Annotated in this window: 14 protein-coding genes; 1 reads left to right on the plus strand and 13 read right to left on the minus strand. The window is 38.6% G+C overall.

Annotation, left to right across the window (positions count from 1 at the left end):
• Positions 1-28: 28 nt before the first annotated feature.
• The 12 genes from R2R35_RS01260 to R2R35_RS01315 form a co-directional block, all read right to left on the minus strand.
• Positions 29-895 carry a metallophosphoesterase gene (locus R2R35_RS01260; RefSeq protein ID WP_317732691.1) on the minus strand — a complete coding sequence of 289 codons (867 nt, stop codon included), beginning with the start codon at positions 893-895 and terminating at the stop codon, positions 29-31.
• Between the two features lie 206 nt (positions 896-1,101).
• Positions 1,102-2,439, minus strand: a complete 1,338-nt coding sequence (locus tag R2R35_RS01265; protein WP_317732692.1) for a D-alanyl-D-alanine carboxypeptidase family protein — start codon at positions 2,437-2,439, stop codon at positions 1,102-1,104.
• A gap of 260 nt (positions 2,440-2,699) precedes the next feature.
• The gene (locus tag R2R35_RS01270) at positions 2,700-3,869 is read right to left on the minus strand and encodes an ABC transporter permease (protein ID WP_331670195.1); all 1,170 of its coding nucleotides are present in this window, start codon (positions 3,867-3,869) and stop codon (positions 2,700-2,702) included.
• Positions 3,866-4,576, minus strand: coding sequence for an ABC transporter ATP-binding protein (locus R2R35_RS01275; RefSeq protein WP_317734719.1), 711 nt, complete (start codon positions 4,574-4,576; stop codon positions 3,866-3,868). The genes R2R35_RS01270 and R2R35_RS01275 overlap by 4 nt, the downstream gene beginning before the upstream one ends.
• Before the next feature lie 13 nt (positions 4,577-4,589).
• A complete protein-coding gene (locus R2R35_RS01280) occupies positions 4,590-6,521 on the minus strand; it encodes an efflux RND transporter periplasmic adaptor subunit (protein ID WP_317732693.1) in 1,932 nt (643 codons plus the stop codon).
• Positions 6,522-6,547: 26 nt separating this feature from the next.
• Positions 6,548-8,413 (minus strand): S-layer homology domain-containing protein, encoded by a 1,866-nt coding sequence (locus R2R35_RS01285; protein ID WP_317732694.1) that lies wholly within the window; start codon positions 8,411-8,413, stop codon positions 6,548-6,550.
• Positions 8,414-8,713: 300 nt separating this feature from the next.
• A complete protein-coding gene (locus tag R2R35_RS01290) occupies positions 8,714-9,283 on the minus strand; it encodes an Ig-like domain-containing protein (protein WP_317732695.1) in 570 nt (189 codons plus the stop codon).
• Between the two features lie 30 nt (positions 9,284-9,313).
• Positions 9,314-9,940: a signal peptidase I gene (lepB, locus tag R2R35_RS01295; RefSeq protein WP_317732696.1), complete on the minus strand. Its 627-nt coding sequence runs from the start codon at positions 9,938-9,940 to the stop codon at positions 9,314-9,316.
• Positions 9,941-9,967: 27 nt separating this feature from the next.
• The gene (gene lepB / locus R2R35_RS01300; protein ID WP_317734720.1) at positions 9,968-10,477 is read right to left on the minus strand and encodes a signal peptidase I; all 510 of its coding nucleotides are present in this window, start codon (positions 10,475-10,477) and stop codon (positions 9,968-9,970) included.
• Between the two features lie 288 nt (positions 10,478-10,765).
• A complete protein-coding gene (gene rpoZ, locus R2R35_RS01305; protein ID WP_317732697.1) occupies positions 10,766-11,023 on the minus strand; it encodes a DNA-directed RNA polymerase subunit omega in 258 nt (85 codons plus the stop codon).
• Positions 11,024-11,062: 39 nt separating this feature from the next.
• Positions 11,063-11,317, minus strand: coding sequence for a DUF370 domain-containing protein (locus R2R35_RS01310; RefSeq protein ID WP_317732698.1), 255 nt, complete (start codon positions 11,315-11,317; stop codon positions 11,063-11,065).
• A 20-nt stretch (positions 11,318-11,337) separates the two neighbouring features.
• Positions 11,338-12,216, minus strand: coding sequence for a YicC/YloC family endoribonuclease (locus tag R2R35_RS01315; protein WP_317734721.1), 879 nt, complete (start codon positions 12,214-12,216; stop codon positions 11,338-11,340).
• Positions 12,217-12,597: 381 nt separating this feature from the next.
• Between R2R35_RS01315 and R2R35_RS01320 the strand changes: the two genes are divergently transcribed.
• Positions 12,598-13,512, plus strand: a complete 915-nt coding sequence (locus tag R2R35_RS01320; protein ID WP_317732699.1) for a helix-turn-helix domain-containing protein — start codon at positions 12,598-12,600, stop codon at positions 13,510-13,512.
• Between the two features lie 201 nt (positions 13,513-13,713).
• Here R2R35_RS01320 and R2R35_RS01325 read toward each other — a convergent pair whose 3' ends face one another.
• The gene (locus tag R2R35_RS01325; RefSeq protein ID WP_317732700.1) at positions 13,714-13,968 is read right to left on the minus strand and encodes a TIGR04076 family protein; all 255 of its coding nucleotides are present in this window, start codon (positions 13,966-13,968) and stop codon (positions 13,714-13,716) included.
• Positions 13,969-13,970: the final 2 nt, after the last annotated feature.

The following is a 13,970-nucleotide window of genomic DNA, read 5'->3' on the forward strand; positions in this document are numbered from 1 at the left end:
GAAAGCTTGGGAGATATAAAGAAAGATATTATTTGTTTGGTTTATTTTTTAGTATTACAGTCATTAATTCCGGTCTGTTGCCAATACGGAATTTCAAGGTATGAAGTCCCAAACCTCTGGATATCAGCATAGTACAGCCACCGGCCTCAAATCGTCCGGCATCGTATTTCGGAAAGAATCTGTACTGAGGAGACAGCATTCCTCCTAAAAAGGGAAGTCTTATAATACCACCATGAACATGCCCCGAAATAACCAGATCAGCTCCATATGCCACATAATCCGTAAAATACATGGGATTATGGGCAATCAATATATTATAACATTGCCTGTCACATTTTCCTACTGATTTTTCAATATAATCTTCCGGCATTATAACTTTTTTGTATTTACCATAATAGGGTTTTCCAATGGATAAGCCGGCAATTCTGATATCTTCGCCCTTTCTTCTCAGGGTTATTTTATCATTATCAAGGAAAGTAATGCCTTCTTTTTTTAAGTTCTTCTCATATTCCCTGAATTGCTTAGCATATTCCTCCTGCTGTGAAGCAAGACTTTGTTCATGATTTCCCATTCCATAATAAATCGGATATTTTTTTGATAAATTTTTAAGCAGTGAATATGCCGTTTCGTATTTATTTTTTGCTTTTCGTACCAGCATATCCCCGGCCACCAGTATGAAATCCGGCTTTACCTGAGCTATCTGCTTCTTTAATATATCATTGTTCTTGCCATAACTGTAGTTATGTAAATCTGCTATAATTACGATCCGGCAGCCGTCAAAGGAACCGGGTATTTTATCTGAACTTATTATTTCTTCCGTGATTTCAGGTGTTAGATTCCTCAGGTATTCAATCAGTAAAAGGAGTAGAATTATGACTCCAATTATTTTAAGCATTCTTACCCTCATTTCATTCATTATATATTTGTGAACTCAAGTATTTCTTACCGATAAACCTTTTGTATGCTTTCTTATATTTTCCCATAAAAAGGATAGACCGCCAGAAAGCCTGTTATCAATTATAACACAGACTTTCCCTGCGGTCTATATTTAAAAAACCTGTAGCCGTACTCATTTTTGTCGGATTATAAGAGGTGTGTTTCTTATAATAACAGCTTTTTAAAAGCAGCTTTAAAATAATCTTTAAATTTTGCTTCAGCAATGTTTTCTGCTGCTACGATGTCAACTTTTCCAAGGGTCTTGCCGCCTAACTGATAAGTGACCTCTCCCACTTTGTCATTCTCTTTGACAGGAGCGGACACACTTTCATTTATTGTTACTGTTTTCGTGATGTCGGCAGGATTAGTTCCTTTCAGGCATAGATATGAAAATTTGTCATTTACACGGTAATTCAAGCTATCTGCCACACCTTTTTTAACAGGTATTGGTGTGATAGCCAGGTCTGCATTCTCATCAGAATAAATACTGCAGTTAGCAAATCCATAATCCATCATCTTAGCTGCTTCTCTAAAGCGCACCTTGGTTTCCGGTGCAGCCATAACCACTGCTATCATATCCATTCCATCTCTTTTGGCGGTTGCAGAAAAACAGTATTTTGCCAGGCTGGTGGAGCCGGTTTTAAGACCTGTAATTCCATTATAACTCTTAATCAGTTTATTTGTATTGGTAAGTCCGAATTCACTCTGCCCTTTTTTGGTGGTATGGGTTATAGTATCCATCCATACGGTAGAATACTCACTGATCTGCGGATATTTGGTTATCAGTTCCCTGGACATTAAGGCAACATCATATGCAGTCGAATAATGATTTTCAACATCCAGACCGCAACTGTTTACAAAGTTGGTATTGTTCATACCTAGTTCCTTTGCTTTGGCATTCATCATATTTACGAAAGATTCTTCCGAACCTGCTATGTACTCTGCCATTGCTACCGATGCATCATTGGCACTGGCTATACTGATGCACTTTATCATAGTATTTACATCCTGTGTCTCAAAGGGTTCCAGATAAACCTGTGAGCCACCCATTGAGGCTGCATATTCGCTGACTGAAACCTGGTCATCTAATTTAATCTTACCGGAAGCCAATGCTTCGAAGATAAGAAGTAAAGTCATGATCTTAGTAATACTGGCCGGATTTCTTTTTTGGTCTTTGTTCTTCTCATAAATTATTGTTCCAGTTGAGCCTTCGATAAGAACAGCAGATTCAGAGGAAATATCAAGAGCTGCTGCATCTGCTGTTGCAGTGGTATTCTTCTCATTCTGTGTATTCTGATCGCTTTGCTGCTCCTGATTGTTCTGCGTATCCTGATTGCTTTGTACCTCCTGACTCTTTTTCGTATCCTGTGAAGTCTCTGCGTAAGTATTTAATCCCGGTCCATAAGGAAAGAGAATTACAGTAATTAATACAAAGCAAATGAGCCTTGTATACAATTTGGATTTTTTACCGGCTCCAGGGTGTAAATTAAAGAAAAGTTTCATACTAACTCCTTTCGTTAATATCAAATTTTCATTTGATATTACTGAATACGTAGTTGAAAAAGCAATCTTATTTTTCAACTAACGCCCGACTGCGTGACTGCGCACATATCATATAAGCTGAATCATGTTTTTCCTGCTCTGAGCCTGAAAACAGATTTCAAGCTGCTAAAGGTCAAAACTTTTCTTCAACTTATATAATTTCTCTAGTCCATATCCTATTTGTATATTATTAGTATGAAACTCTTATTTTTAGACCAACTTTATTCACTTCTAAGGGCATCTATGGGATTTAGTTTTGCAGCTTTATTGGCAGGCATAAATCCGAACCCCACACCTATTGCTGCGGATACGGAAAAAGCCAGTATAATGGCACTTTCTGATGGATATGCCTCCAGTCCGAATGCAGTTCCTATATTAGTGGTTGCTACCCATCCAAGCACAATTCCCATTGTACCTCCCAGTAAACTAATGGTTGCCGCTTCCATGACAAATTGTAAGAGAATATCTTTTTTCTTAGCACCCAGAGATTTTCTGATACCGATTTCTTTTGTTCTTTCCACGACGGATACAAGCATGATATTCATAATACCGATACCTGCAACCAATAAGGAAATACCTGCAATTCCTCCAAGTATGGAACCTAACATGTTCGTCATATCCGTAACCGTCTCAAGAAGTTCAGCCATGGTCGAGATGGTATACAGATCCTCATCTTTCATGATGCCATAAAGATAATTATCTAGCAGTTCTTTGCATTCGTCCACTTTATCATCAGAGGCAGCTGCAAAAGAATAACTGGAAATACTGGTACTGCCCATTCTCACAGCATTAGAATAAGGAATATATACGCAATCATCTGCAGACCCCTCTTCCGAATCTGCTTCCTCCTCCTTTATACCTACAATTGTATAGATGGAACCATTTATACGGATATTATCTCCGGTTTTCACTGATCCATCAAAGAGCTCGTCGGCTATATAGGTTCCGATAACAGCTCCTTTGTATCTGTTCTTTATATCTGCATAACTGATAAATCTTCCGGAGGACATCTTAAAGTCGTTTAAATCTGCAAAGTCTTCACCAATTCCAGTAACCGTTGAGGTTATAGAGGAGGTTCCGTTTTTTAAGGTATACCGTCCTGTTACTGTTGGTGTTACACCTTTAAAGTAACTGCTGTTTTCCTTTACAAAATCATAAACCTCATCAACCTTTACATATCTGGTATCGGTATTGGTTACCGTTACTGTCAGCATATTTGTTCCCATACCGGAAAAGGTGGAAAGAACATAATTTGTTACACCATTCATTAAACCCATAAGAGTAATAACGGAGGTAACACCTATAATCATACCAAGCATTGTCAGAAATGAACGCAGTTTGTTCCCCACAATACTTCTGATTGCAAGCTTAAAAGTCTGAAATATACTCATGTATGATTCCTCCTGTAGTCCTCTGTGCTGCCATCAAAATCAATTTTACCATCCTTTAAGGTTACAACTCTGTTCGCTTCCAGCGCAATAGACTGATCATGGGTTATCAGTACTATGGTATTGCCTTCTTCATTAAGCTGTTTTAAGAAATCAAGGACCTCTCTGCTGGTTTTGGAATCCAACGCCCCAGTAGGTTCATCCGCAAGTATCAAAGAAGGATTTCCAACCAGTGCTCTTGCTATAGAGCCTCTTTGCTGCTGACCTCCAGAAAGCTGATTGGGATAGTTTTTCCATTTATCCTTTATCCCAACTCTCTCCAATGCTGCAAGTGCCAGTTCTTTCCTCTGCTTTCTGGAGACTCCCGCATATAACAACGGGAGTTCTACATTTTCCAGTAAGGTCTGCCTGGCAAGAAGATTATATTGCTGAAATATAAAACCTATGGTTTTATTTCTGATTTCTGCCAGTTCATCACCTCTTAAGGTACTGACATCCTCTCCATTTAAAATATACTGTCCTTTTGTCGGTACATCCAAAGCTCCGATAATATTCATGATGGTTGATTTTCCGCTCCCGGATTTACCGACGATGGCTACAAACTCACCGCTGAATATTGATAAGTTGATGCCATCATTGGCTCTCACTTCCGTATTGCCCATTTCATATATTTTGTAAATATCTATCAGGTTTATTAATGGATTATTCATAGGCAATACCTCCTTATCTGCCGCCTCCGCCAAATGAGCTGCCGCCTGAGCCGCTTTGACCACCCTGACTGCCTCTGCCACTTCTGCCGCTGGTTCCTCCCTGCCAGTTGCCGCCCTGACCGCTGCCAGGCATACCTTGACCGCCTTCAATATTAAACATACCAGGCATCATAGTCTGTGTCTCACCAGAGCTGTTCCTCTGAACATAGACCTCATCATTTGCAGTAAGACCGCTCTTAATCTCTATATAATCTCCATCCGTAAGTCCGGTTTCAACCTGAACAACCTTAAAGCCATCCGGTATATTGCTTGCAAATAAGCTATTTTTTGATGATTTGTCCGCCTCTTCAGAGTCTGTTGTTTCTGTATTATTGCCGGTCTCCGCTGAAGTGTCTTTTACATATACAACGTCGCCGCGCATTAAAGCATCTGCAGGTATTGTAAGTACTCCTTCTGCTTTTTCAATAACAATCTCACCGGTTACATTCATACCCGGAAGCAGTTCACCTACCTCGTCTATTCTCACGGTAACAGGATATTGGGTTACTCCGCCGCTTGTCGTACTCTCAAGGCTGATATTCGTTACAACTCCATGAATTTCCGTATTTTCCAGGGCATCGGCTGTAATGTTGACTTCCTGATTAACCGCAACAGATTTTACATCCAGCTCATCCACATTCATTTCAAAGGTAACGGAAGATAGATCATATATTACACAAAGACTGCTTTGTGAATTAATCGTATCTCCTTCCAGAGCATCCTTACGGATAACCTTACCTGATATTGGAGCTGTTATGCTATAATCTGTTTTGGTATCTATGACTTCCTCCAAAGAGCTTTCTGCATCTTCTATGCTCTCTTTTGCACTTTCAACGGAGTCAGCCATATTTTCCATAGAATCTTTGGCATTATCAACTGCTTTTTCATAGGATTCTAATTGTTCACTATAGGTTTCTTTCTCTAATACACCTATGGTTTCTCCCGCTTTGACCTTATCTCCTTCTTCTACCAAAAGCGCTGATATTTCTCCGGCTTTATCCGCTGTGATCACACTGTCTTCTAAAACCTTAAACGTACCTTCTTCACTGGAGGAAAGACTGCCAATAGTTGCTGCTGCCATCGTTGTTGTTGTGATACCCCCCGGATTCTTTACTTTAATGGTGACCTTCTTAACAAGACGGTTTCCGCTTAAGACTTCTTCCACGCTGCTGATTTTTGTTACAGTACCCTCTAAATTTTCCGTACTGTCTTCTATGCTTACGGTAGCACTCTTTCCTACCAGAGAAGAGGCAACATCGGAGGAGTTAAAATATATATCAAGGAGCATATAACTGTTGTCATAGATTTTAGCAAGCTGACTGCCTTTTTGTACCGTATCGCCTGCTTTGACCATAAGTTCCGTTATGATACCACCGGCAGCAGCAGAAAGACTTAGGTCCTTATATTTTACGGCAGCCTCTTTATAATCACTTTGTGCCTCTTCATAGCTTTCTTTTGCTTTATTATAATTTTCTATTGCTTTATCGTAATTTTTTTCAGCTCTGGTAACAGATGTCCTGGCAGTTTCTATTTTTTTATCCAGTGTGTCAGTTGTAATCTGGTAAAGTACCTGCCCTTCTTTTACTTCATCCCCTTCTTCAAAATCAGCAGATATCACTTCACCTTCAACCAGTGTCTTAACGTCATATGTATTTAGCGGTTGTATAGTGCCGGAAGAGGTTAATACATTCTGAATATCCCGGGTTTCAACCTTTGAGGTTTGAACCGTATTTTCAGAATTAGACTTTTTTACCTTACCGGCAATGAATTTCTGGTATCCTATTATTACAACAAAAGTAACTGCAATTAATAATATAATAATTTTAATCAGCTTTTTTCTTTTATTTTTCTTTCTGTTTGTCAAATTGCTTCCTTGTTCTGTCTTTGCTTTCTTAAACAGGCTCATTTTCTATCCTCCTAAACCGGTGTCAGTTATTCTGCATTCTGGGCAATAATTACACGCACACGTCCTCCCAGGGCTGTGCTCTTATCATAATAAGCAGTCAATTTATATTTGGCTAAGTTAGACACCTTGCTTAATGTCGTCTGAGAGTAATCCACACCGTCATAAAAATATACCTGCAGTTTCTCAGACAGAAGATATTTAGCAGAGGAATCCTGAATATAAGTAGTTCCAACAGACTTAACAACCGTAGACACCAGTTTCATAGTGGCAGATATTTCAGTTCCGTTTAATAAGAAGCCGAGAGGCCCCACATCCACAGGGATAAATTCTGAAGAGGCAGCTGTACCAGATTTACCGTTTAACAGATATTGATAAGTAAAGGTAGAACCGGAACCACTCTTAAGTCCAAGATTTATACCATATTCATAAAGATCACCGCTGGCATTGTTAAGTATGAGTTCCGTAATTTCACTTCTGGAATTTAGTTTGTAATAAATTACATTACCGGAGGATATCATCGCACCTGCAAGACGATTGGTATAAAGGGAGGTATAGAAACCATTCTTATAATCCAGAATCTTAACACTGGAGGAAAGTTTATAGTCACCCAGTGAAGTTCCGTCTGCTGAGAATGATATACTGGCAGGCAACGCGATAACAGGTGTATAGAAAGCAGCTGTGGAAACTCCATCGTTATAAGTTATTCGGACCAGCTGACCGGAGGTGTAGCTTATACTGGTACTGTCATAATCCTGTTCAAAGGTACTGCCACTTGCATTTACCAAAGTCATGTATGCAGTGTTAACATATTCTCCTTTGGCATTCGTTACAGAATGACGTCCGGTGGATAATACCAGACCGGTTACATCCACATTAAGCTCCTCCAGCCCCAGAACATATACCACAGAATTGTCATTTCCGAGCAAAAGAGTTACTGTATCACCTGTTTTGAAAGAACCGCCTGAAGCTAACTGTTCTTTGACTGCAGCTGTACTTAGAGTATACTGTGTACCAGCTACGGTTACCGAATCCGGAACAAGTGAGTTTGTACCTACAGACTGTATTGAACCGGTTACTTTCGTGTCATAGACCCAAAGGGTTTTCTGGTTTTGAGAGTAATATATGACATCGTACTGGTCAATGGTAGTCAAGCTTGAAGTCTTATCGTTCTTATAAATTTTCGCCTGTGCTAAAGAGAAGGGAATCTGAGCTTTCCAGTCATCTTTCGCAATAACAGGTCCTTTTAAAGAAGAGCTTACCAGGGAAAGATAATTAATTTCACCACTTGTATCAACGGTATAACCCAAAGTACCTCCATATACTTTTCCTTCTTTGTTTGTAGCGGTTAGTACATTGTAAAAAAGGTTGCTGCAATCATTTCTTGTTAACGGCTGCTCTGCAGTTTTTGTAATATTTTCATTCAGCCCTTTGCTGGCATATAATTTCAGCATTCCTGTATAGACATTTCCGGTAAAATCCGTATTACTGTAACCCAGTAATTTTACTACCGCATATACAGCTTCTTTTAAGGTTATTGATTGAGATGGTTTAAAGGAACCGTTTATGTAACCGGACATATATCCCTGTTCTATTGCAGCTTGTATATAACCGGCAGCCCAATGACTTTTTTTTACATCACTGAAGAGAGATACATTTGCCTCAGCTGTTATGTAGTCTTTTTTAGAGGATAAATTAATCAGCATTTGAGCAAATTCTGCTCTTGATACTTTTGCCGTTAACGCATTATTACTACCCTTATCTGTTTTCATTACTTCAAGTTCGTTAATGACCTTCTGTGCATTGCTGTTGTCCGCCTTTACAGATACAGCAGGGTACGCCGTTGCTGCCAGCATGGTTGCAATAAGTATAACCATAAGTAATTTTCGATGCATTGGATGTCTCCTTTTTCCTTCAACTTAATTAGTATCAATCAGTAAAATACACTCTAATTCTAAAAACAACCGGTGTTTTTTCTGTGAAGAAACGGTGAATTTTTAAGAATATATTAATATTTTAGAAAGTTTACTGTAATGAAATCGTAAAAAAACCTTCACATTAACAAACAGACCAATTAATGTAGGAAATGGTCTGACGGACAAAACAGGAGTCGTTATACTGCAATGATTACACATGAACGATTTCATCTTTCATGTGTAATACCTTACAGTATAACGCTCCTGTTATATTCTGGATTATTTTATTCTAACCTGGCAGGTTAAAACTTTTCCATCAACCTTTGCATAGATTATAACTCTGCCTTTTGATTTTGCTGTAATTTTACCAAATCTGCTGACTGTTGCAATCTTATTATTACCGCTGTACCATTTTACCTTGCCATTTGGACCTTTTATATAAAGTCTTGCCGACCTGCCCTTTGAAAGCGTTAGTTTGGTTTTGCTCATAGCGATTACTTTAACACGACATTTAAGTTCTTTGTTCTTATATCTTACCCTGACTATGGTGGTACCCGGTCTGTAGGCAGTAACTGTACCAAAAAGACTTACATCAGCAACTTTAATGTCTGTAGAGGAATACGAGACTCTGGTATTCAGCCTGTAAGTGTAGAGACTGAATTCATCTCCTTTTCTTAAGGTGATATCTTCAACATTTAATCTTGCATTTAAAGGATCGAAAAGATTCGTTCTATAATAGATGGAAGTATGCGGTATTATCAAATACCATAACAATGCTGCAAATGCTATATAGTAAATAATTGAGACAGGACCCTGAAACCGAAACAAGCGAAGGAAAAGCTTTTTCATCTTTCATTCCTTTACGCTTTTTACTATATACTATTCCAGAAGTCCGAATTTATTCAGGGGCCATACTCGAAGAATAGCCTTGCCGCCAATATCTTTCTTCTCAACAGGCCCTACTTCTTCATATCGGCTGTCAAAGCTGACTTTCCTGTTATCACCCATAACAAAATACTCATCGTCTGCTAAGGTAATTGGGTTGGCTGCCATTCCGGCTTTCGTAATTGGATCTTTTCCATAATTTTCATTAAGGATTTCTCCATTGATATAGATATCTTTCCCCTTAATCTGAACTGTCTCACCGGGAAGCCCAATAATACGTTTTATATAATACTCTTTTTCTTCTCTTCCGTAGGGATAGAATACAACGATATCAAAACGTTTCAGGTTATTGAAGTGATAGCTTATCTTCTCAACCATTAACTGATCTCTGTCCTGAAGGGTATCTTCCATGGAGGGACCATCGACAATGGTCTTCTGTATAATAAAGGTTGGTATGACATACAGACAGAAGACGAATAAGAGGGCATAAAAAATAAAATCTTTTATAATTGTTGTCTTAGCAGACTTCTTTTCGTTCTTACTTTCATCTTGGAGGTTATTATCAGATTCTTCCTTATCTTTTAAGGAAACATCTTTTTCCTCGTATTTCTCTTCCTTCATATCAGTATTCCTTCCCTCCCACTGATTCTACTGGTGTCTTAATACACCGAAATCATCAAGGGGCCATATTCTGACCCAGGCTCTGCCTAATATACTATTTCTATGAACTACACCTACAACAGGATTTCTGCTGTCCTTGCTGTTATTTCTGTTATCACCTAATACAAAATACTCATCTGTATTTAATTTAATAGGTTCCGCTGCAATACCAGCCTCTTCAATGAGAGCATTCCCATAATCTTCAGTTAATATTTCATTGTTAATATAAATATCACTGCCTATTATCTGAACAGTCTCACCAGGCAGACCGATTATTCGCTTTATGTAAAAAGTATTTTTTTCTTCTGTATAAGGTCTGAATACGACAATATCATATCTCTGTGGATCGCCGGTTTCATAGGATATCTTCTCAAGGATGAGATGATCCTCATCATGGAGGGTTCCTTCCATTGAACTTCCGCTTACTTCAATCTGTTGACCGACAAAATTATGTACCAATAATACTGCTGCTATGATTATCGCAAAATATATCAGCATATCCCGGATATCCTTGCCATAGGATGATTTCTCACTGTTTGCTGGTTTTTTGCTCTCCTTCTTATTCTCTGTAGCATGCTCTTCCGTTACTTTATCATTTAAACTTACATCTGTTTCATACTCTGTCTTATCTGCAGTTAAGGAAGCTGCGGTTTCATTCCTGCTGTTTCTTAATTCTTCATCCATTTTATCATCATCTCCCGTAAAATAAAAACACCCCCGCTTTTCTTCCTGTATGCCTAGCATTATAACCGGACATGAGAAAAAAAACGAGAATGTTCATGTGATTTATTCGGATTTGCTTTCCTTTCCCGCGTCTTCATCATTCAGTATTTTTACTTTTGACTGATACATTTCTTCCACAGCAATGGATAAAGGCTTAGAGGTTGTTGTACGCACCATGGCTTCGGAGCCGCTGATTAACTGTCTTGCTCTTTTTGCTGTTGCGAGTACGATGGAATAACGGCTGTTTACAACCGGCTGTTCGCCTGGTTCTACGTCACTGTTTACTACTTTCATTAAATCGGTATAAGATGGATGTAACATTTTTATTTCCGCCTTTCAATTTGTAGTTAAGCTTTAGAATTAATCATTGTTCTCTTCCCTTGAATTTATGCGATTTGCAATCGTATCGGGAAGCAGAGAGGACAATATCAGATGCCCGCTGTCCATTACCAGCACAGCTTTTGTCTTTCTTCCGCAGGTTGCATCAATCGCATTACCTGCATCTTTGGCATTTTGCACCATTCTCTTTATAGGGGCAGCTTCAGGACTGATAATACCGACTATTTTATTAGAGTTTACCACATTTCCAAAACCTATATTAATTAATCGATTCATATTCCTTCCCCGCTAAATAGTTACTCTATATTTTGAATCTGTTCTCTGATTTTTTCTATTTCTGTCTTTAAATCAATTGCCATATTGGTAATATCAATATTATTGGCTTTTGATAGAATGGTATTCGCTTCTCTGTTCATTTCCTGTGCTATGAAATCCAGCCTTCTACCGACTTCTTCTCCCTGTTTTAAACAGGAAAGCATATTTTCAATATGGCTTTTCAGTCTCACTGTTTCTTCATCCACACAAATTTTATCTGCAAAAATGGTAACTTCCGTAGCAAGAATGCTCTCATCTATCTTGGTATCACCTAAAAGCTCCTCAACCTTATTTCTCAATTTATCACGATACTCATTCAGTATCTGCGGTGACATGCCTTCTATGGTGCGAACGACCTGTAGCATGGCATTCAGCTTATCGCAAAGGTCACGGCTTAGGTTCTCACCTTCCTGACTGCGAGATTCTACTAATTGAACGCTTGCACCAGTTACTGCTTCTTCAATTAAATGCCACAGTTCCTGTTCATCGGATTCCTCTTCCTCTAACGTTAAGACTTCCGGATAATTTGATAATAAAGAAACCGAAATATCATCTTTCACATCAAAGGTTTCTGCCATTTTCTTAAGACTGTCATAATACTCTTTGGCAATGGCTTCATTGTATTTCACGCAGACATTGTTGCTTTTCAGCTCTTCAAAACTGATAAACACGTCAGCCTTTCCGCGGCTAATGTATTTCTTTAAAATACTTCGAATCCCAGCCTCATAAAAGCTCAGTTTTTTCGGTATCTTTACATTAATATCCAAATACCTGTGGTTAACTGCTTTCATCTCTACCACTACTTTGCGTTCTGCATCTGCCTTTTCACAACGCCCGAAGCCAGTCATACTCTTTAACATGTTTTCACGTTCTTTCATTATTCATTTTTCATTTTTCATTATTGCCTTTTTAAGGCATTACAACTAATTATAATGTAAATGGGGGTACAAGTCAAGGTTTGAATTTCCTGAATTATTGTAATTTATCCGTAACCTCTTTCGCTACCAGAATTACTATATACGTCTACCGTACAACTCAAGCTGCAGTTGAATAGAAAAAGCTATACTCAAGCAATATTTGCTTTTCATCCTGCGATACCTTTGGTAGAATTTATTCAAAGAGAGATACGTATCCTTTTTTTGAACAAACCAAAGCTAAATAATACTGACAAAAGTGTGATAACAGATACAGTAGACTGTGACAGAAAACCCTGTCCAGTAAGAAATAGGAGGAGATGTCGTATGTTCAATACAATATTAACCGGAAAGAAAATTGCTCAGTTTCGTAAGGAGAAAAATATGACCCAGATGGATTTGGCTGATCAGATAGGGGTAAGCTATCAGGCTGTAAGTAACTGGGAACGTGGAAATTCCATGCCAGATATTTCAAAACTGCCAGAGCTGGTACAGCTTTTGAACTGCAGTATAGATGAATTATTATTGGATAGTGAGGGAGAAAACCTGGTAAAGCATATTATACAGGGAGATGTGAATGAATTTGTGAAGGAGAAGAAGCTCTCAACAGAAGCAGTTACCGATGCAGCACCAGCCATGAAACCAAAACAAACCGAAGAACTGCTTGACCTGGTATTGCAGGAAGAAACATATTTGCTCTCCACAAAAGAACTCATTTCTCTTGCACCTTATGTAGGAAGCGAATATCTACGCCGATTATTGGCCCAATCGGAGGAGATAATAAATCTTGCAGATTTAAGTGCTCTTGCTCCTTTCCTTAGTAGAACGGATTTGGATATGCTGGTAGAAAAAATACAATACTCAGGTAGTCTGTCGCAAATAATCGGTCTGGCACCTTTTCTAAGTCCTGCAACTCTGGATAAGTTGGCTGCTGGTGCTACAGCAAGCGGAAATATCGGCGAACTTGTGGGTATTGCACCTTTTCTCTCCAAAGAAAGACTTAATCAGTTGACCGGCAATCTGGTGGTGAATGGAAATCTGACTCCATTGATTGGTCTTGCACCATTTTTACCCCAGGAAACCCTGGACCAGCTGGTCTTAACTGCAATAGAGCAAGGGGATATAAACGACTGTACAGGCTTATACCCATTCATGTCCCAATCGGTACTTAATATCTTGGCCGAACGCATTGTGAAAGAGAAAGGTATCCAAGGTATTAAAAACCTGCTTCCTTTTCTATAATTATTTTTTTCATAGTACAATCATAATAGAAAGCAGTATGTCCTCTGTTCATAACATGCAAAAATAATCTTTCACAACGAGTTCAGCATCTTAACATGACTTTCATTCTCACAATGTTACAAATCTTTATCTTTCTGGCACTGCTTTCATTGAAATCAGTGCCAGCTCTTTATGCAGTTCTGAATAACAGATTTCGTTATTTCAATTCTCTTTTACCAATTCACCATGAATATGTACTCTTCCTCCATCAGGGCAGACACTGTCAAAGCACTTACTTCTTTCATTACCATAATCCAGTTCTCCCCCATTTAAGAGTGTGTATACATTAGGGTATATTGAATGCCATAACTCATGACATAATGGAGGACAAATATCTGCCACAAAGAACACATCTCCTTGCTTATGATATCCGCTTCTACAGGCAGCTTTTGTTATCGTTAATTTCACTTTATCCATCT

It is taken from the genome of Anaerocolumna sp. AGMB13020, from assembly GCF_033100115.1.
Lineage (GTDB): Bacteria > Bacillota > Clostridia > Lachnospirales > Lachnospiraceae > Anaerocolumna.